Below are 19,793 nucleotides of genomic sequence, written 5' to 3' on the forward strand. Positions count from 1 at the left end.
CGCCGATGGCATGGCTTGTCTGGCGAAGCGGCCGGATGTCGTCCGGATAAAAGCGCTTATAGCGCGAAATATGAATGAGCTACTGCTTATATTCGGAGACGATCTGCGTGCTGCGGTCCACCGCGAACGGCTCGCTCGTCGGCTTGACCGTGTGCACGGGCATGGCCCCGCTGAGCGCCAGCTCCTCGTAGGGGCGGCCGGTGGATCCCCAGGTCCTGGCGGTGATCTCGGTCCTGGCCACGTCGGCGCCCTTCGGCAGGCCGCTCACCGTGAGGATGAAGCGCGGCGGGCTGCCCGCCTCCACCTCGTCCACGAACGTGCTGCCGCCGCCGAGCAGTTTGCCCGCCTTGTCGCGCAGCAGCGCGTTCACGACCAGGGTGCTCGCCGGAATGCGATAAGGGTTGTCCACGTATCCCGTAATCAGGTACGTGCCGTCTTTCTGACGCATTGTCTGGACACGTGAGGTCGGGAAGCGCTGGAACGCCGACGCGATCCGCGCAGCCTGGCGCCACTGCGCGGGGCGGTACTGGATCGTCACCTTCGCCGGCTTCTGGGTGGCGCTGGCCTGGCCGGTGAAGGCCAGCGACCCGCCCGGCGGCACGGCGTCGAGCGGCTGGTCCATCCTGACCACCTCGGCGCCCCGGGCGTCGTGCCCGATGACCGTGGCCACCACGTGCTCGCCGAAGTGCCACGGGTTGGCGTTGCTGAGCACACCCGCCCAGGTGACGGCGTACCCGTCGGCGGACTTGACGATGTTGGAGGCCTGCTCCTTGAGGGCCAGCGGCTTGAGCTGCTGTACGGGCTGTTCCTCACTGGAGCAGGAGACGAGGCAGAACGCCCCGAGTGCGAGAAGGCTGACGGTTCGGCTGCGCGGGATCACTTTGCCGTGATAACCCGAACCTGGCAGGGCTGACACGGGACACGCGCCAGCCCTACGCAATCTTTAACGGGGACGCACGACCCTCGACTCGTCCCAGACCGGCTCGGGCGACTCGTAGACCGTGCCGTCGGAGCCGAAGACCAGGTAGCGGTCGAAGTCGGCGGCGAACCACCGGTCGTGGGTGACCGCCAGCACCGTGCCGTCGAACGCCTCCAGCCCCACCTGCAGCGCCTCCGCGCTGGCCAGGTCGAGGTTGTCGGTCGGCTCGTCGAGCAGCAGCAGCGTGGCCCCCGACAGCTCCAGCAGCAGGATCTGCAGGCGTGCCTGCTGCCCGCCCGACAGCGTGTCGAAGCGCTGCTCGGCGATCAGCCCGGCCAGCTCGTAGCGGGCCAGGATCTTCATCGCCTCGTTCTTGAGCCTGGCGTGCTCGGTCATGACGATCTCGACCGGGGTGCGGCCGAGCAGGTCGGGGCGGGCGTGCGTCTGGGCGAAGTGGCCGGGGACCACGCGGGCGCCCAGCCTGGCCACGCCCTCGTGGGCGACCGGCTCGCCCGCCAGCAGGCGCAGGAAGTGGGACTTGCCCGAGCCGTTGGAGCCGAGCACCGCGACGCGCTCGCCGTACCAGACCTCCAGGTCGAACGGGCGCATCAGGCCGGACAGCTCCAGCCCCTCGCAGATCACCGCGCGCTTGCCGGTGCGGCCGCCGCGCAGGCGCATCTTGATGTTCTGCTCGCTCGGCGCCACCTCGGGCGGCCCGGCCTCCTCGAACCTGCGCAGCCGCGTCTGGGCGGCGTGGTAGGCCGGGGCCATGCCGTCGTTGTAGCGCGCCTTGTTCTTCAGCATGTTGACCAGGGCCTTGAGCTTGGCGTGCTCCTCGTCCCAGCGCCTGCGCAGCTCGTCGAGCCGCTCGTTGCGGGCCTTGCGGGCCTCAGCGTAGGTGGTGAAGCCGCCGCCGTGGATCCAGATGTTGCCGGACTCGACGGTGATGATGCGGTCGGCGGCGTTGGCCAGGAGCTGGCGGTCGTGGCTGACCAGCAGCACGGTCTTGGGCGTCTCGTTGAGCTGCTGCTCCAGCCACTCCTTGCCGGGCACGTCGAGGTAGTTGTCGGGCTCGTCGAGCAGCAGGGTCTGGTCGGGGCCGCGCAGCAGCGCCTCCAGGACCAGGCGTTTCTGCTCGCCGCCCGACAGCGTCGACACGTCGCGGTACTTCACCCGCTCGAAGGGCACGCCGAGGGCGGCCACCGTGCAGGTGTCCCACAGCACCTCGATGTCGTAGCCGCCGGCGTCGGTGTAGTCGCTGATGGCCTGCGCGTAACGCAGCTGCGTCTTCTCGTCGTCGCGCTCCATCATCATCAGCTCGGCCGCGTCGAGCCGCTCCGCCGCCTGCCGCACGGCGGGCGGCGCCACGCCCAGCAGCAGGTCGCGCACGTTGCTGCCGTCGCGCACGCTGCCGATGAACTGCCGCATCACGCCCAGCCCGCCGGAGCTGGCCACGCTGCCCTCGACCGGCTGCGCGTCACCGGCGATCACGCGCATGAGCGTGGTCTTGCCCGCGCCGTTGGGCCCGACCAGCGCCGCCTTCACACCCTCGCCGATCCTGAAGGACACGTCGTTGAGCAGGGGCCGCCCGTCGGGCAGCACGTACGTCAGATGTCCTACTTCAACGTGGCCCATCCCGGCAGGTTAACGGGCGGGCCGCCACGCGGTCATCCTGATTTCCGCGGACTCGCGGGGGCCCTAGACAGTAAGTGATCTAATGACTAGAACTGTAGGGAACCCCTCCCCTAGGACGTGTGATGACGCGATTCCGCACCGCCCTGGCACCCCTCGCCATCGCGCTGGCCGGCTTCACGGCCGTGCCGCAGCCCGCCTGGGCCGCGCCGCCCAAGCCGGTGCCCGCCGTACAACAGCAGCAGGCCCCGGCGGCCGCCTCCGCCTGTGCCCCGACCGTACGGAGCACGACCACCAACACCCGGCTGACCAGCCTGTTCACCACTTACGGCAACGACAACAGCCGCGTGGACGACTGGACCGGCGCGGACGGCACCTACTCGCTCAAGCTCCCGGGCGGCAAGGAGCTCTGGGTGTTCTCCGACACCTTCCTCGGCCAGGTGAACCCGGACGGGTCCCGGCCGCCGGTGGTCGAGGAGGGCGGCACGACGGTGTTCCTGAACAACTCCTTCGCCGTCGAACGAAACGGGCGGCTGTCCACGATCCACGACGGCACCCCCGCCAAGCCGACGGCCGTGATGCCGCCGCGCGACGGCAAGCACTGGTACTGGGCGGGTGACGCGACGCTCGCCGGCGGCGTGGTCGAGGTCACCTACCAGGAGTACGAGCGGTACGGCACCGGCGCCTGGGACTGGCGCTGGCACCGGAACGTGGTGGCCAGGTTCGCCCCTGGCCGGCTGAACCGGCCGATCAGCGTGCACGACCTGCCGAGCGGGCACGGCGTGACCTGGGCCTCGGGGATCCTGAAGGACGGCGGGTACACCTACGTCTACGGGGTCGAGGACCTCGGCTCGCCCAAGTACATGCACATCGCCCGGGTCGAGGGACAGAGCCTGCTGGGCCGATGGGAGTACCTCAAGGCCGACGGCACCTGGTCGGTCAGCGAGGCCGACTCCGCGCGGGTGATGAGCGGCGTGGCCAACGAGTACAGCGTCAGCCGGGTCGGCGACGGTTACGTGCTCATCACGCACGACACGACCGAGGTGCTGAGCCCGAACATCGTGGCCTACTCCGCGTGCTCCCCCTTCGGGCCGTTCACCGGCAAGCAGCACGTCTACACGACCCCCGAGACGAGCGGGAACATCTTCACCTACAACGCCCACGCCCACCCCGAGGTCGACGGCCCGGGGCTCGTGGTGTCGTACAACGTCAACAGCTTCGTCAACACCGACCACTACCGCGACGTGACCATCTACCGACCGCGGTTCCTGGACGTGACCTTCGGATGAGGCGCAACTGGGCGGCCCGGCTGCGGCACGGCACGATCGACGGGCTGCGGGCGGTCACGCTGGAGAACGAGCGGCTGCGGGTGACCGTGCTGCCCGGCAAGGGGGGAGACGTGGTGGAGCTGCTGCACAAGCCCACCGACACGGACTTCGTCTGGCTGGCGCCGCAGGGCCTGCGCGACCCCCGCGACCACCTCCAGGGCGCCGCCGACGACGTCGCCCAGTTCGTCGACCACTACGAGGGCGGCTGGCAGGAGATCTTCCCCAGCGGCGGCGCGCCCAGCGAATACCGGGGCGCGCGGCTGGCGCAGCACGGCGAGGTGGCGGGGCTGCCGTGGGAGTGCGAGGTCGTGGCCGACTCCCCCGAGGAGGTCGCGGTCCGGCTCAGCGTGCGGACGCGGCGGCTGCCGTACCGGATGGAGAAGGTCTTCCGGTTGCGGTCCGGCACGGCGGCGCTGGAGGTCGAGGGGCGGGCCACGAACGAGTCGGGCCTGCGGCTGCACGCCATGTGGGGCCAGCACCTCGTGTACGGCCCGCCGTTCCTGCGCCCCGGGGCCCGGATCAGGCTGCCCGACGGCATCACCGTGATCCCGCACGAGAGCGCGATCAATCCCCCGCAGCGCAGGGTGCGGGCGGGCGGCACGTGGCCCGTCGTGCCCGCCCACGGGGGCGGCGAGACGGATCTGAGCGTCGTGCCGGAGCCGGGGACGCCGAGCGACATCGTCTATCTGACCGGCTTCGGCGACGAGGGTTGGTACGAGATTTCTGGGGATATCGGTATGCGGGTGACGTGGGACGCGACGGTGCTGCCGTACCTGTGGATGTGGCAGGAGCTGGGCGCGTCCACCGGCTACCCGTGGTGGGGACGGGCGTACACGGTCGGGCTGGAGCCGTTCGCGGGCATGCCGACCGACGGGCTGGCCGCCGCCGTGGCCAACGGCACGGCCCTCGTCCTGGGCCCGCAGGAGACGAAGGTGCTGAGGTTGCGCGCGGAGGTGCTGGCATGACGGAGTTCGACGGCAAGGTGGCGCTGGTCACGGGCGGGTCGACGGGCATCGGGCGCGCGGTGGTGGACCGGCTGGCGGCCGGCGGCGCGTCCGTGGTGTTCTGCGGCGTGGACAAGGAGGCCGAGCAGGACGGCGAGCGCGTCACGGGCCGGATCGCCGACGTGCGCCGGGCCGGCGAGCTGCGCGACCTGGTGGAGCTGGCCGTCACCCGGTACGGCGGGCTCGACGTCGTGGTGACCTGCGCGGGCGTGCAGCGGTACGGCACCGTCGAGGACACCCCCGAGGACGTCTGGGACGAGGTGATGGACATCAACCTCAAGGGCGTCTACCTCACCTGCAAGGCCGCCGTCCCCAGGTTGCGCGAGCGCGGCGGCGGCTCCGTCGTGGTCGTCTCGTCGGTGCAGGCGTTCGCCTCGCAGGCGCAGGTGGCGGCCTACAGCACGAGCAAGGCCGCGCTCAACGGCCTGGTGCGGGCCATGGCACTCGACCACGCGGCCGACGGGATCAGGGTCAACGCGGTCTGCCCCGGCTCGGTGGACACCCCCATGCTGCGCTGGGCGGCGGACCTCTGGCGGGGCGAGCTGTCGCAGGACGAGCAGGTCGCGCAGTGGGGCAAGGCCCATCCGCTGGGCCGCGTGGGGCGGCCGGAGGAGGTGGCCGAGGTGGTGGCGTTCCTGGCGGGGCCGCGCTCGTCGTTCATCACCGGCGCCGAGCACCGCGTGGACGGCGGTCTCCTGGCACGCAATCCGGCTGCCCTTCCTGAATAAAGGAGATAGCTGTCCCTGGAATGGGTCGAGCGGAGGCCACGGGTTCCTCCGTTCGCCCACCCGAGCTGGCAACAGTTGCGTCAATGCGACGAACACCCAGGTCACACCACTGATACGAGTGGGTCTGGCGGGCCGGGCACGCGACCCTCACCCGGGCGCGAAGCCTCAGGGAATCGGCGAGTCACAACGACTCGTGTTCGATTCCGCACGCTAAGTTACGAGGTCGAAATGACTCACCGATCGAGGAGAGACCTGTGAGGCTATTCAAGAAGGCCGCCGGCTTCGTCGCCGCGGCCGCGATGCTCGCCGTGGTGGCGCCCGCTGCCACCGCGGCGGCAAGCCCCCGCTCGACCTGCTACGGAGGTCGCGTCTGCCTGTACGCCGGATTCGACTACAACCGCGGTCAGGTCGACCACTGGCGGGACTTCACCAAGGACGACTCGAACTTCGAGGACAACAACTGGCTGAACTGGGACTTCAGCAACTCCTGGCACAGCATGAACAACGAGACCAGCTCGATCAGGAACCGGGTCGGCTGCAGCGCCACCCTCTGGCAGCACCCCGGTTACACCGGTGCGCACAGCACGTTCACGCACAACTCGAACGACGGTTTCCTGGCGAACAACGCTGTCGGGAACAACCGCACCAGCGCGATCGACATCTGGTGCCACTGAGCATTATGGGGAGTGCCGGTTTCCGGGCTTGGCCGCCGGAAACCGGCTGCCGCGGATTTATCGCGTGCACGCTGCTGCTGATGACGACCGCCGCGGCCTGCGGCGCCGACGAGCCCGCGCCGCCGGCGCCCGTGCGGGGCGTCACCTCCGTCAAGGAGCTGACGCTGCCGTTCGACGCGTACAAGACCACTCCCCATCAGCGGGCCGTCCTGGGCAACGCCCACAACCGTCTCGTCGTGCGCTGCATGCGCAAGCAGGGCATCTCCATCGCCCCGCCCGCCGAGGACCCGGCCATGCTGGCCGCCGTGGACCCCGGCAACTCCCGCCGCTACGGTGTCACCGACCCCGAGGCCGCCAGGAGCAGCGGCTATCACCTGGCCAGGCCGCCCTCACCCGACACCACCGGCACCTGGGCGGGCAAGCTGCCCAAGCGCACCCGCCACCGCCTGTACGGCACCGCGGCCGACCGGGGCTGCCTGGACCGCGCGACGCTCTTCCTGGACAGGGGCGTGCGCAAGGCCGACTGGCCGTGGCTGGCCCTACAGGACTCGCTCACGCTGGAGCAGGCCGCCAAGCACCCGTCGGTCACCGCGGCGGTCAAGCGCTGGTCCTCGTGCATGAGCCGGGCCGGGCACCCCTATCCGGCTCCCGAGGCGGCCATCGCCGACAGCCGCTGGGACCTCGACAAGCCGGCCGTGACCGAGGAGGAGAAGCAGACCGCGATGGCCGACACCGCGTGCAAGTGGTCGTCGGGCCTGGTCGCCGCCTGGTACGCGGCGGACACCGAGCTGCAGCGGGCCGTCATCCGCGACAACCCCGAGCGGTTCGGCGCCCTGCGCGTCAACCTCAGGCAGCGCCTGGAGCGGGCCTCACGCCTGCTCGCCGAGCACGAAGGCCGCAAGGTCGGCTGACTGCTGGAGCCTGCTGGGCTCGTGCACGTACATCATGTGGCCGGCCTCGTAGTACTTGAACTCGACGTTGCCCGTCAGCTCGGCGGGCACGGCCAGGTGGGCGAAAGTGTGCTCGGCCGCGAAGTACGGGGTCGCGCCGTCGTGGTAGCCGCAGGCCACGTGCACCCGCAGGTGCGGGTTGGCCCGCATGGCGGCGGACAGGCGCGAGGCCACCTGCACGTGCGCGTTCTCGAACTCCTTGTACGACCACGGCCACACGCGCGAGGTGAGGATCTCGTACGGCAGGTCGTTGGCGTAGCCCAGCTCGGTGCGCAGATAGTGGTTGAGCGCCGCGCTGTAGGGCCCCATGATGGCGTCCATGCTGGGGTCGGCGGTGAAGTGCTCGCGGCCGGCGTCCGGGTCCCAGCCGGTGAAGCGGCCGTCGAGCCGGCCGACGGTCCGGCGGCGCGGGCGCAGCACCTCGGTGAAGAAGCGGATGTGCTCGATGCGCAGGTTGACCCGGTCCACGTAGTCCTCGCTGAGCCCGGTCAGCGCCGCGACCTTGGCGACCGCGGCCGAGCGCTCCGCCGCCGGGAGGCGGTTGCCGCGGGCCAGCGCCCACAGGTAGTCGCGGTCGGCGTACTCCTCGGCCTCGCGCAGCACCTCGGCCAGCGGCCGGTCCCCGTGCAGCCCGTGGTAGTGCGCGATCGCCGCGTACGTCGGCAGGTACAGGGCGTAGGCCAGGTCGTTGCCCTCGTTGAACTCGCCGGTGATGTAGTCGAGCACCGAGGAGATGAGCATCACCCCGTTGAGGTACATGCCGTACCGCGACTGCAGGTGCTCGGCCAGCGCGGACGCCCTGACCGTCCCGTACGACTCGCCGGCCAGGAACTTCGGCGACATCCACCGCCCGTTCCTGCTCGTCCACAGCCGGATGACCTCCCCGATCGACTCGACGTCGCCGGAGAAGCCGTGGTACGGCTCGGTCTTCTCCCCTTCCGCCACCCGCGAGTAGCCGGTGGAGACCGGGTCGATGAAGACCAGGTCGCTCACCCGCAGCAGGCTCTCCTCGTTGTCCGCCAGCCCGTACGGCGGCGGCAGCAGCGCCCCCGCGTCGCCCATGACGACCCGGCGCGGCCCGAGCACGCCGAGGTGCAGCCACACGCTGGACGAGCCGGGCCCGCCGTTGAACGCGAACGTGACCGGCCTGGTCAGCGGGTCGGCCCCGGCCATCGTGTACGCGGTGACGAACACCTCGGCCTTCGGGCGCAGACCCTCGAACTTGCCGTCCGTGGTCACCTCTTCGCGCAACACCAGGGTGCCGGTGGTGGCGGTGTAGGACTCCCCTGAAGGCAGGGCGTGGGAGGTGGTGACCAGGTTGTCAGCGGGGGTTGCCGGCTTCGACTCTTCAGACATGTTGGCCAATTATGGTCTGATTTCCACCGACATATCCGGATCGGCGAATCGCTCGTTCGGGACCGTCGCGTACCACCCGGGCCGCCCGGGATCACGGTCATACGGATAGCCCCCTGTCTCCCGGTAGAACTCGGCGTAGCGGGCGACCTTGTCCGGATCCAGGCGCACCCCCAGCCCCGGGCCCTCCGGCACGGCGATGGCGCCCTCCGAGTACGCCAGCTTGCCGCCCTCGATCACGTCGTCCCTGAGCTGGTGGTAGTGCGCGTCGGCCGCGTAGGTGAGGTTCGGCAGCACCGCGCCCAGATGCAGCATGGTCGCCAGCTGGATGCCCAGCTCCCCCGACGAGTGCACGGCCACCCCGAGCTGGAACGTCTCGCACACCCCCGCCGCCTTCACGCACGGCCTGATGCCGCCCCAGAACGTCGTGTCCAGCAGCACCACGTCGGCGCCCCTGCGCAACACGTTGGAGGCCAACTGCTCGAAGTTGACCACCACCGTGTTCGTCGCCAGCGGCACCCTGACCTGCTCGCGCACGGCCCGCAGCCCTTCGAGCCCCCAGACCGGGTCCTCCAGGTAGTCGTTGTTCAGGTGCTCGATGGCCCGGCCGAAGCGCAGCCCCTCGGCCACCGACAGCACGGCGTTGGGGTCGTACCTGAGCCGGTCGCCGGGGAACGCCTCGGCCAGCGCGCGGTAGCACTCCAGCTCGTAGTCCGGCGGGAAGACGCCGCCCTTGAGCTTGTGCACCGTGAACCCATGCCGCTCCTTCAGCGCCCTGGTGTGCTCGACGAGCTGCCCGGGGGTGCGGATCTCGCCGTGGCCGTCGGCGGCGTACCGGAAGAACAGGTACGAGGCGAACGGCACCGCGTCGCGCAGCCGCCCGCCCAGCAGGTCGCAGACGGGCACCTCCAGGTGCCGGCCGATGAGGTCGAGGCAGGCGAACTCGATCGCGGCCAGGAGCTGCGTGCGGTTGTTGTAGAGCGAGGCCGTCGGGTTCGCGATCTTGAAGCGTAGCGCTTCGAGCTGGAACGGGTCGTGCCCCTCCAGGTACGGCTTGAGCGCGCGGAAGGCCGACTCCGCGCTCTCCCCGCCGCCGCCCATCTCCCCCAGCCCGACCAGCCCGTTGTCCGCCTCGACCTCGACGATCGTGCGGACGAACCGGCCCCAGTGCGCGCCGTTGCTGTGCCGCAGCGGCGCCTCCAGCGGGACCGCGACCGTGGTGGCCCGGATGTCGACGATCTTCACTGGCGCGTCCCCCTGACGATCGCCACCCCGCACGCGGGCAGCGTGACCTCGGCTGTCTCGTGTCCCGGCCGCGACACCCTGACCTCGACCGGCTCGGCGGCCAGCGACTGCAGCCGCACCCCGTCCCAGCCCAGGGACGTGACCAGGACGTCCGGGTGATCGACGGACACGTACGTCTCCTCGCTCGCCGGGCTGTCGGTGATCAGCGCGCCGACGAACGGCTCGGTCAGGCCGGCGGCCACCGCGGCGCCCAGCCTGCGCCCCTGGGCCCCGCTCTCCGAGCCGACCGCGTACCGGAACGTGGTCTCGCCCTGCTGCTGCGCGGGGAAGTTGGTGTCCCAGATGTTGTTGAGCGCCCACGAGTAGACGGTGCCGTCCTCCTGGTCGAGCGTGGGCGGGAACGGCGCGTACGGCATGTGGATGGTGCCGAGCTGCACCAGCGGCGCCTCCAGCGTGGCCCAGGCGACGGTCAGCTCGGGGTCCTCGAAGGCGATCCAGTGCCTGATCGGCAACATGTACTCGGCCGAGCCCGGCACCCTGGGCACGCCGGGGCCGCCGACGCCGCCGGTCAGCTCCCAGGCGGTGGGCGGGCCCGCGGCGAACGGGAAGGCCAGGAACACCGCCTCCTTGGCCGGGGTGCCCTGCTTGGCGAGCTGGTAGGTCAGGTCCAGGCGGGGCACGCCGTAGTGCAGCTCGACCGTGGTGCGGATCCAGTCGACGCCCTTGCCGCGCAGCTCCACGACCAGCTTCTCGCCGACCGCCGTGCGCCGGACCTCCTTGATCGTGGCGTGGGTGCCGATGGCCCGGTCGCCGAGCAGGGTGCGGTCGTGCGCGCCCACGTGTCCCGACAGGTGGTTGAAATGCGGGGCGGTGGCGTACTGGTCGTAGACGTACTGGCCGAAGCCCGCCGCCGCGTCGCCGTTGACCAGCTCGCGGCCCGCCCGCTTGTCGAAGATCGAGGAGAGGTAGCCCTCACGCACGTCGTAGGCGACCCGGTAGAACTCGTTCTCGATCACTCCGTCGAGATCGAGCTCGACCGGCTCGGGCGCCTGGCTCTCGCCCGGCACGACATCCACCCGCACATAGCTGAATCCGGAGACATCCGGCACGACGGCGTGGATGTGCCGCCCGATCGGCCGGGTCGGCCAGTCGTCGGGGTCCACGAACTCCTCGTGGTGCGGCAGCGTCCGCCCCGTCCTGGCGTCCACCAGCGCGATCGGCACCTCCACGCCCACCACGTCCCTGGGCAGGAACGCCCGTACGACGTCCGTCCGCGCCCGCGTCGCGGGGTTGAAGACGGCGAACGAGGCCAGCGCCCCACCCTCACCGCCCGACTCCGACAGCGCCGCGCCGAACCTGCGGACCCCGGCGTGCAGCAGGTCGGCGGCGTCGTCCTGCGCCGCGTAGGCGCCCGACGACTTGCGCGTCCACTGCAGCCCGCCGGAGTCGCCCGCCTCCTCGGCGTCCTCCCACGGGTTGGCCGCGCCCCACGTGTGCTCGTTGAACAGCGCAACCTTGTCGTAGGCCTCGTCCACCTGCTCGGTGGCGTCCACGCCCGCCAGGGTGTGCAGCGTCTCGGCCACGCGCAGCGCCGACTGCGCCCGGCGCACGTAGCCCAGGGGCCGCGCGCCGGAGCCGAGCCCGTCGGCCCACCAGTCGGTCCAGTCGCCCTCGTGCACGGCCAGCCGGTCGTGGTAGCGCTCCTCGACGAACTCGAAGAAGTCGCTGTTCACGGCCGAGCGCAGGCGCGGGTAGGCCCACTGCTCGTTCCAGCGGCGGGCGATCGTCGCGGGCACGATCGACGGGCCCGCGTTGTCGGCGTGCGCGCCCTGCACGCGCAGGTGCAGCACGTCCAGCTCGTACGGCTCCTTCGGCGCGTCCGGCCCCTGCCACCCGAAGGTGCCCGGCCCGTACGGGTAACCCCGCGTGGCCAGCGCCGACAGGTAACGCGGCAGCAGGTCGTCGGCCAGGTCGTAGGAGTCGGTGAGCCCGACCGTGTTGCCCTCCATGTACGCCATCCCGTGCGGCGTGTCGGTGAACCACACGAGGATCTCGTTCCCGCTCGGCGCCCGCCACCGGAACGGCCGCGTCAGCTTGTCGCCGCCGTGCAGGTAGGGCACGGACCGGCCGGCCCAGTTGTGGGCGGCGGCCAGGTACCGCACGCCCGCCGCGCTGAGCGCGTCCACCAGCCCCACCACGGCACCCGGCACGTCGGTGTGCATGGCCGATCTGGTGCTGAAGCCGAAGCGCCGTTCGAGCTGGGCGGTGAAGCGCAACTGCCGGTGCAGCTCCTCGGTCGAGCACGCCTCGGTGTGCAGCTGGAACGGCAGCGCGGTCACCTCGATCGCGCCCGCCCTGGCCAGCGCGGCGAAGGAGTCGACCATGTCCTTCGGCCGCGCGTCGAGCCACTTCAGCGCCGGCATCGACGACTCCACCGTCCACCGGAACCGCGCGTCGTCCGGCCAGGACGCGGTCTCCTCCGCCAGCCGCAGCGCCGCGTCGAGGTAGTCGAGATGGTGGCGCAGCACCGTGCCCTGCGGGTCGGTGTAGCCGATGTCGAGATGCGAGTGGTGCACCACGAACACGTGCCACTTGCGCTGCGGCGTCACCGTGATCCGCGCGCTGCCCACCACCCCGGCGTCGTCGCGGCACTCCAGGGTCAGCACGCGCGGCGCGTCCACCTCGGGCACCAGCAGCGTCACGTCGCTGCCCGACGCGCTGTCCACGCCGACCAGCACGTGCGTCAGCGGCTCGGTGCTGGAGACCCTGACCGCCTGGCGGCCGTCGTGGGTGAACAGCGGCAGCACCGCGACCCGCACCTCCAGCCCGCGCACGCTGATCACGGGCGTGGAGGTGTCGTCGCGCAGCGCCTGCCTGATGCCGTCGTAGTCGGGGCTTCCCAGGCTGCGCTGGAGCAACCGGCTGGTCATTGAACACTCCCTAGAGACAGGCCCCTGGCGAACAGGCGCTGGGTGGCGAGGAACAACACGACGGTCGGCAGCGAGACCACCAGCCCCGCCGCCAGGCCGACGGGGACCGGGGTGCCGGCGTACACGTCGGTCATGAGGCCCGCGATGGCCGTCATGACCGGCCGCACGTCCTCGGTCTGGGTGAGGGTGAGGCCGAAGATCAGGTCGTTCCAGATGAAGGTGAACTCCAGGATGAACACCGCCGTCAGCGCGGGCAGCGACATCGGCAGGTAGATGCGCCAGAAGACGCGGAAGGTCGAGGCGCCGTCCATGCGGGCCGCCTCGAAGATCGAGAACGCCACGCCGGCGTAGTAGTTGCGCAGCACGAACGCGGCCAGCGGCACGTTGATCGCCGTGTAGAGGATGATCAGGCCGAGGCGCGTGTCGTACAGGCCGGCGTCGCTGTAGCCGACGAAGAGCGGCACCAGCAACATCTGGGACGGGAAGACGGTGCCGCCGAAGATCAGCAGGAACCACCAGAACCCGTACCGCAGCCGCAGCACCACGATCACGTACCCGGCCAGCGCCCCGATGAGCACGCCGAGCAGCGGCGAGACGACGCTGTAGAGCGCGGTGCTGGCCAGGCTGCCGCCGAGGTTCGCGCCCTCCACGGCCCGCGCGAAGTTCTCCAGCAGCGCGAAGTCCCCCGACGGGACCCACGCGCTGGCCGGGTCGTAGGAGTCCGCCGGCCGCGCGGCGTTGACCAGCAGCAGGTACGTCGGCCCTAGCCAGACCAGGCCGAGCAGGACGAGCACGGCACGCCTGATCATGCGACCGTCACCTGCCTGCGCAGGTACAGGTACGACGCCAGCCCCGTCACGACGGTCAGCATCACCGCGACGGCCGAGCCGTAACCGTAGTCGCTGGCCACGAACGTCTCCTTGTACATGGTCACCGCGAGCGTCTCGGAGTTGCGCCCCGGGCCGCCCTGGGTCAGCACCCACACGATGTCGAACGTCTTCAGGCTCGACACCAGCGCCAGCCCCACCACGACCGCCGTCAGCGGCCGCATGAGCGGCCAGATCACGTGCCGGAACAGCCGCCAGCCCGACGCCCCGTCCAGCCGCGCCGCCTCGATCGGCTCCTTCGGGATCGACTGCAGCCCCACCACGAACAGCAGGGTGTTGACGCCGAGCTGCTGCCACGTCCAGACGGCGAGCATCGCGAACGTGTTCGTCGGCGCCTCCTGGAGGAACGCGGTGTCCACGCCGAGCAGCAGGTTCGCGATGCCGTCGTGGGACAGGACCGGGCTCCACACCATGGCCAGGCCCGCCCCGCTGAGCGCGTACGGCAGCATGAACGGCACCCGGTACCAGGCGCCGCCCCTGATGTCGTACGACAGCACCGCGACCAGCAGCCCGAGCCCGACCGGCAGCACCATGGTGCCGATCACCCAGATCAGCGTGTTACGGGTCGAGATGAGCAGCGCCGCGTCGTCGAACAGCTTCGCGAAGTTGGCCAGGCCCACCCAGACAGGCGACTCCAGGCCGTCGTAACGGGTCAGGCTCAGGTACGCCGTCCACACGAACGGCGCGTACAGCAGCACCGCGACCAGTAGCGCCGCCGGCGCCACGTAGCCGTACCTGAACCTGCCGAGGATTGGGGCGGCGCGGCTCACTGATGCGTGCTCCAGTACTCGTCCGCCGCCTTCTGGATGCTCTCCAGCACCTCCTGGTAGGTGCCGGGCTCGGTCACGAACTTGCTGAACCCGTCGAGCGCGGCGGTCAGGATCGGCGGCGGCGTCGCCTCGAAGTAGCGGTTGACCAGGCGGTACTTGCCGCTGCCCGCGTCCTTGGTGACCGTGCCGAGCGCCGGGTCGTCGATCGTCACCTTCGGGTTGGCGCTCACGTCACCCCGGCTCTTGGCCCACTTGTCCTGCGCCTCGGAGGTGGTCCACCACTTGAGGTACTTCATGCTGGCGTCGGGGTCGGCCGCCTTGGTGAGCGAGCACAGCGGCCCGCTCTCGAAGATCATGGACGTCTTCGGCAGTGCCGCGTCGACGTTCGGGATGACGAAGAAGTCGTAGTCGGTGCCGGCCTTCATGCTGCGCGTGGTCATGCTCGTGTTGAACCAGGTGCCGAACGACACCATCGCCGCCTTGCCGGTCTTCAGCACGTCGCCGGGGTCGGTCTTGTCGCCCGGGTTGATGAAGTAGCCGGCGTCGATGAGCTGCTTCCACCGCTCCATCACCTGCACCACGCCGGGGTCGGTGTACTTGGCCTTGCCGGTGGACAGGCGGTCGTACAGGTCGGGGTCGGTGCCGGCCATGAGCTGCTCGAACCAGACGAACGAGAACAGCACGCTGGTGTGGTAGAACGCCTTCACGCCGTTCTGCTTGAGCGTTTCCGCCGTCTTGACGAGGTCGTCCCAGGTCTGCGGCGGCTTCAGGTCGTACTTGTCGAAGATCTTCTTGTTGTAGAACATGCCCCAGTAGGCGACGTTCATCGGCACGCAGTACTGCTTGCCGCCTACCGTGTAGTAGGGCGCGAGGTCCTGCGACAGGTCGCCCGCCTTGATCGCCTCCTGCCAGACGGCCGTGGTCTCGGCCACCTGCTTCTGCTTGACGATCTCCTCCAGCATCCCCCCGGTCTGCCAGGTGAACAGGTCGGGCTTGACGTTCGTGCGGAACGACGCCTTGATGAAGGCCTGGTACTGCGCAGAGTCCGTGTATCCCGTCGGCTTCATGCCCAGGCCGATGCTCTGCTTGGACAGGGCGCCCATCTCGTCGAAGTACTTCGTCCAGGCACCCTTGTCGTTGTAGAGGGTCAGCTCCGTCTTCTTCTGCGGCGCCTCGGCGCCGTTGCCGCCGCAGGCGGCCAGGACGAGCGCCGCCACGCCGAGCGTGGCCACACGTGACCGGTACATGGGCCGGCCTCCTTGGTTCTCATCGGGGGGGTTGCATCCGGTGCTCGATCACCGTTTTGACGTCCACCAGGTGGGCCCGCATGCGCTGCTCGGCCTGCGCCGCGTCACGCGCCTCGATGGCCTCCAGGATGGCCAGGTGCTCCTCGTGGTCGCGGCGCCGGTCGTCGAAGATCTGCAGGATCTCGCGCTGCTCCGGCCCGTGGACCGTGAGCAGCGAGTCGACGACCTCGTGCAGCACGCTGTTGCCCGCCAGCCGGGCGGTGGCCCGGTGGAAGGTCATGTTCGCGTCGTGCAGCTCGGCGTCCTCGCCGCGCAGGTGCCTGCTCGCCTCGTCCAGCGCCTGCCGCAGCGCCGCCAGCTCCGCGTCGCCCGCCTGCTCGGCGGCCAGCGCCGCCAGCGGCGGCTCGATCAGGATCCGCGCGTCGAGCAGCTCCAGGAGCTGCGCGGTACGCACCTCGCGCATGTTGGGGTTGGGCAGGACCAGCCGCTCGATGGCGGCGCCGACGTAGATGCCGGAGCCGTGCCGCAGCTCGATGGCCCCGGTGGCCTCCAGCCTGCGTAGCGCCTCGCGCAGGGTCGGGGTGGTGACGGCGAAGCGCTGGGAGAGCTCCCTGGTCGAGGGCAGCCTGTCGCCGGGCCGGTGCCCTCCCGTACGGATGAGCTCCAGCATGCGCTCGGTCAGAGCGTCGGAAAGCGTCGGCCGCGCTACCTCGGACATATCAAGTGATCTAATCACTTAATGGGCACGGCGTCTATGCATCTTTTCGGCGGTGGCCGTCGCCTACTTCTTGATCAGGTCCATCATCATGTCGATCTGGCCCTTGCGGGAGCTCTGCACCTGGGCCGCCCACTGCTGCACCGTCGGGTTCGCCCCGCCCGCCACCTCGGCGGCGGCCATCTGCACGGCGTCGTCCTGGTGGGCGATGAGCAGGTTGCACAGGTCGTACTCGAAGTTCCTGGACTTCTGCAGCGACTGGATCTGCTTGAGATCCGTCTCCGGCATCCCGCCGTGGTGGTCGTGCGCGCCGGTGGGCGGGGTGAGCGGCTGGTCCCAGGAGTGCAGCCAGCGCAGCATCATCTCGACCTCGCTCTGCTGGGTGCTCTCGATGGCCGCGGTCAGCGTCTTGAGCTGGGGGTCGGTGGCTCTGGACGTGCCCACCTTCGCGATCTCGATGCCCTGGCGGTGATGTTGCACCATCATCTGGACGAACATCACGTCCTCGGCGTTGACCGGGGGGTCGTCGGTCGCCTGCTGGCCGCAGGCGGCGGCCGCCAGGAGGCTCAGGCCCGCCAGGACACGTCTTCCGCGCACCGGCCCTCCTCAACTGTTAGGAAACCTTCCTAAGAGTTGACCAAATCCACCGCAGGCGCAAGGGCCCGCGACCGGTTCTCACCTTACGACGATTGACCCCCATGTCTCGATATGTCGCCCCTTGACGTGAACCTAGGTCGAGGTTGCACCGTTGATCGCATGGACAGCTTCGAGATCGGCGTCATCCTGCCCGGGGTCGCCGTACAGCGCCGGGATGGTCTTACTCTCGCGGAGGCCGCCAGGCATGCCGAGCAGGCCGGGCTCGACGGGGTCTGGCACGGTGATCACCTGGCCGTGGGTGGTCCCGTTCTGGACGCGCCGATCGCCCTGGCCACCGCTGCCGCGGTCACCAGCCGGATCCGGGTGGGGACCAGTGTGTTCATTCCTGCGCTGCGGGCGTTGGTGTGGGCGGCCAAGCAGGTGGCGACGTTGCAGTACGTGTCGGGGGAGCGGCTCGTGCTGGGGGTGGGGTCGGGTGGCGGGGCGGCGCAGTGGGCGGCGGCGGGGGTGCCGTTCGGGGAGCGGGGGCGGCGTACGGAGGTGGCGTTGGAGGTGTTGCCGCGGTTGCTGGCGGGGGAGCCGGTGTTGTTGCCCGAAGTCGACGCGGTGGACGCGAACAGGGCCGGCCAGCCCGTTCAGCTCGCCCCCGCCGTCGCGATGCCGCCGGTGTGGGTCGGCAACGCCTCGATGGCGGCGATCCGGCGAGCCGCCCGGCTGGGGGACGGCTGGTTCCCGTCCCTGATCTCGCCGGAGGAGGTCGCCCGCGGCCGGGCCGGGCTGCACGAGCTGGCGGCCGGACACGGGCGGCCCGCGCCCGTCATCACCATCGGCGGTGCCGCGCACGTGGGCGGCGGGCCGGCCGCCCAGGCCGAGATCGCGGCCGGCATCAGCAGCGGCTACGGGCGCCCGCTGGCGGAGGTCGCCGGGATCCCGCTCACCGGGCAGCCCGCGGAGGTCGCCGAGCGGCTGGCCGAGTACCGCGCGGCCGGGGCGAGCCACGCGGTGATCGGGATCTCGGGCGGGGACTGGCGGGCGCAGGTGGAGCTGCTGGCTGAGGTCAAGGGGCTCCTGCTGCGGTAAGAGCACCGCCCGCTCGATCACCAGCGCCTGGAAGGCCCCTCCTGCTCAGCGCAGCTGGGCCGCGCTCCAGCAATCCATCGCCCCCGCCTGACCACACCCGGCCAGCCGATCCAGCACCCCCGCCAGCTCCCCCGTCCTGGGATGATCCGGATCGTTGGACTCCTGGTGCGGATCCGCCACGGTGTCGTAGTACTCCGGCCGCGGATCCCCTTCGTACTCCACGTACAACTCCCCGGCCGTCCGCACCCCCACATAACTGGGCGGCCCTGGGTTAGCAGGCGCCCGCACCTCCTCAGCATCGGGATCCGGCTCGCCGGGCGCGTTCGGATCGGGCCTGACGTGCTCGATCAACGCCACCTCCCGCCAGTCCTTCACCTGGTGCCCATGGATGAGCCGCAGCAGGCTCCGCCCGTCACGCACCTCACCCCGAACCCCCGCCATGTCGAGGAAGGTCGCGAACAGGTCCACGTTCTGCGCGATCGCCTCGACGGTGAAGTCACCGGGACGCCCCACCGTGGGCCGCTGGACCAGCAGCGGCACCCGGACATCATGATCGTAAGCAGTGCTCTTCCCCCGCAGCAGCCTGTGCTGCCCCAGGTGGAACCCGTTATCGCTGGTGAACACCACATACGTGGCCCGCCGCTCCTCGGGGCTCAGCGCCGCGAGCACCCGCTCCACCATGTCGTCCACCGACTGCACCATGCGGATCCGGTCGCGGAAATCCTTGCGCAACTCCTTGACCGCCTGCGCCCCGATCGGCTCCCGCCGTACCCAGGCGGGCTTGTCGGCGGTGTCCTCGTTGAACGCCGGCAGCTCCGCCACGTCAAGGGTGGTGCAGTCGGGCCCGCCGCAGTCACCGTGCGGGAACTCCCCCGCCGGGAACTGGTTCTTCGGCCGGTCCCGCCGTGCCGGCGGAAATCTCGGCTCCTTGTCCCCCGCCTCGGCGCCGATTCTCGAATGCGGCGAGAACGGCGAGACCTGCAGGAAGAACGGCTCCCCCGGCGCGTGCCGACGCGACCTGTCGATGAAGTCCACGGCCCGCTGCCCGAGCTCGTCCGTCAGATATTTCCCACCCGAGGGATCGAGCGGTTTCTCCTGCGCCGTCTCCTCCTTGATGTACCGGGTCAGCTGATACTTGAACTCGCTGTATCCGCCCCCGGCCGCCACGTGCCACTCGTCCCAGCCGACGGGCACGTGATAATCGGCCGACACGGGATATTCGTTGATGTACTTGCCCAGGTAACCCGTGCGATAGCCGGCCTGGTCCAGGGCCACCGCGTACGTCCGGCCCTCGTGTTTCTCGAAGGCCGCGTAACCGCCGCCGTCCGACCCCTTGTTCGTGGCCACTCCGGTGTTGTGCGGGAACTGGCCGGTGAACATGGAGGCCCTCGACGGGCAGCAGAGCGAGTTGGAGACGTAGTAGTCGCTGAACGTCGTGCCGTTCCTGGCCAGCCCGCTCACCGTGTCCATGTACGGGAGCAGGTCGGCCGACAGGTCATCGACGAGGAAGAAGATGATGTTCGGCCGCTTCGGCTTGCCGGCCGTCCCGGCCCCGGCCTGTGACGCCACCGAGGCCATGGCCAGGACGACGGCTAACGCCACCGCCACGGCCCTGCGAAAGTTCCCGGCCACGGACATGACCACCCCTTCTGACAGTGCTGCGAGATCGGAGTTGCGAGACGACGCTAATCCCCGCCCGCACGCCCCAGCAAGAACGGCACGTCACCCGAGTTG

17 protein-coding genes are annotated in these 19,793 nt (G+C 70.2%); 6 read left to right on the forward strand and 11 right to left on the reverse strand.

The window, feature by feature from the left end:
* Positions 1-79 precede the first annotated feature (79 nt).
* Both LCN96_RS55130 and LCN96_RS55135 read right to left on the reverse strand, forming a co-directional pair.
* Positions 80-880: a hypothetical protein gene (locus tag LCN96_RS55130; RefSeq protein WP_225270348.1), complete on the reverse strand. Its 801-nt coding sequence runs from the start codon at positions 878-880 to the stop codon at positions 80-82.
* A 63-nt stretch (positions 881-943) separates the two neighbouring features.
* Positions 944-2,554, reverse strand: coding sequence for an ABC-F family ATP-binding cassette domain-containing protein (locus tag LCN96_RS55135; RefSeq protein ID WP_225270349.1), 1,611 nt, complete (start codon positions 2,552-2,554; stop codon positions 944-946).
* Between the two features lie 122 nt (positions 2,555-2,676).
* Here LCN96_RS55135 and LCN96_RS55140 point away from each other — a divergent pair, with 122 nt between their 5' ends.
* The 5 genes from LCN96_RS55140 to LCN96_RS55160 all read left to right on the forward strand — a co-directional run bounded on the left by LCN96_RS55140 (position 2,677) and on the right by LCN96_RS55160 (position 7,196).
* Entirely contained in the window at positions 2,677-3,840 is a 1,164-nt protein-coding gene (locus LCN96_RS55140; protein ID WP_225270350.1) for a DUF4185 domain-containing protein, read from the forward strand.
* A complete protein-coding gene (locus LCN96_RS55145; protein ID WP_225270351.1) occupies positions 3,837-4,844 on the forward strand; it encodes a DUF4432 family protein in 1,008 nt (335 codons plus the stop codon). Before LCN96_RS55140 ends, LCN96_RS55145 begins: the two co-directional genes overlap by 4 nt.
* Positions 4,841-5,611 (forward strand): SDR family NAD(P)-dependent oxidoreductase, encoded by a 771-nt coding sequence (locus tag LCN96_RS55150; protein ID WP_225270352.1) that lies wholly within the window; start codon positions 4,841-4,843, stop codon positions 5,609-5,611. Before LCN96_RS55145 ends, LCN96_RS55150 begins: the two co-directional genes overlap by 4 nt.
* Positions 5,612-5,865: 254 nt before the next feature.
* Entirely contained in the window at positions 5,866-6,285 is a 420-nt protein-coding gene (locus LCN96_RS55155; protein ID WP_225270353.1) for a peptidase inhibitor family I36 protein, read from the forward strand.
* Positions 6,286-6,365: 80 nt separating this feature from the next.
* A complete protein-coding gene (locus LCN96_RS55160; protein WP_225270354.1) occupies positions 6,366-7,196 on the forward strand; it encodes a hypothetical protein in 831 nt (276 codons plus the stop codon).
* On the opposite strand, the gene LCN96_RS55165 is transcribed toward LCN96_RS55160, so the two are convergent.
* The 8 genes from LCN96_RS55165 to LCN96_RS55200 all read right to left on the reverse strand — a co-directional run bounded on the left by LCN96_RS55165 (position 7,155) and on the right by LCN96_RS55200 (position 16,979).
* Entirely contained in the window at positions 7,155-8,591 is a 1,437-nt protein-coding gene (locus tag LCN96_RS55165; RefSeq protein ID WP_225270355.1) for a S10 family peptidase, read from the reverse strand. The genes LCN96_RS55160 and LCN96_RS55165 overlap by 42 nt on opposite strands.
* Positions 8,592-8,600: 9 nt before the next feature.
* Positions 8,601-9,833 carry an enolase C-terminal domain-like protein gene (locus tag LCN96_RS55170; protein ID WP_225270356.1) on the reverse strand — a complete coding sequence of 411 codons (1,233 nt, stop codon included), beginning with the start codon at positions 9,831-9,833 and terminating at the stop codon, positions 8,601-8,603.
* The gene (locus LCN96_RS55175) at positions 9,830-12,763 is read right to left on the reverse strand and encodes a glycoside hydrolase family 38 N-terminal domain-containing protein (protein WP_225270357.1); all 2,934 of its coding nucleotides are present in this window, start codon (positions 12,761-12,763) and stop codon (positions 9,830-9,832) included. The genes LCN96_RS55170 and LCN96_RS55175 overlap by 4 nt, the downstream gene beginning before the upstream one ends.
* Entirely contained in the window at positions 12,760-13,572 is an 813-nt protein-coding gene (locus LCN96_RS55180) for a carbohydrate ABC transporter permease (protein ID WP_225270358.1), read from the reverse strand. Before LCN96_RS55180 ends, LCN96_RS55175 begins: the two co-directional genes overlap by 4 nt.
* Complete coding sequence (locus LCN96_RS55185) at positions 13,569-14,420, reverse strand: carbohydrate ABC transporter permease (protein ID WP_225270359.1); 852 nt, start codon at positions 14,418-14,420, stop codon at positions 13,569-13,571. The genes LCN96_RS55180 and LCN96_RS55185 overlap by 4 nt, the downstream gene beginning before the upstream one ends.
* Entirely contained in the window at positions 14,417-15,667 is a 1,251-nt protein-coding gene (locus LCN96_RS55190) for an ABC transporter substrate-binding protein (RefSeq protein WP_225270360.1), read from the reverse strand. The genes LCN96_RS55185 and LCN96_RS55190 overlap by 4 nt, the downstream gene beginning before the upstream one ends.
* 19 nt (positions 15,668-15,686) lie before the next feature.
* Positions 15,687-16,385: a FadR/GntR family transcriptional regulator gene (locus tag LCN96_RS55195; protein ID WP_225270361.1), complete on the reverse strand. Its 699-nt coding sequence runs from the start codon at positions 16,383-16,385 to the stop codon at positions 15,687-15,689.
* 63 nt (positions 16,386-16,448) lie between these two features.
* A complete protein-coding gene (locus LCN96_RS55200; RefSeq protein WP_225270362.1) occupies positions 16,449-16,979 on the reverse strand; it encodes a DUF305 domain-containing protein in 531 nt (176 codons plus the stop codon).
* A 159-nt stretch (positions 16,980-17,138) separates the two neighbouring features.
* Here LCN96_RS55200 and LCN96_RS55205 point away from each other — a divergent pair, with 159 nt between their 5' ends.
* A complete protein-coding gene (locus LCN96_RS55205) occupies positions 17,139-18,059 on the forward strand; it encodes an LLM class flavin-dependent oxidoreductase (protein WP_225270363.1) in 921 nt (306 codons plus the stop codon).
* A gap of 45 nt (positions 18,060-18,104) precedes the next feature.
* Here LCN96_RS55205 and LCN96_RS55210 read toward each other — a convergent pair whose 3' ends face one another.
* A complete protein-coding gene (locus LCN96_RS55210) occupies positions 18,105-19,697 on the reverse strand; it encodes a sulfatase family protein (protein WP_225270364.1) in 1,593 nt (530 codons plus the stop codon).
* Between the last annotated feature and the right edge of the window lie 96 nt (positions 19,698-19,793).

Origin of the sequence: Nonomuraea gerenzanensis (genome assembly GCF_020215645.1) — a bacterium.
Lineage (GTDB): Bacteria > Actinomycetota > Actinomycetes > Streptosporangiales > Streptosporangiaceae > Nonomuraea > Nonomuraea gerenzanensis.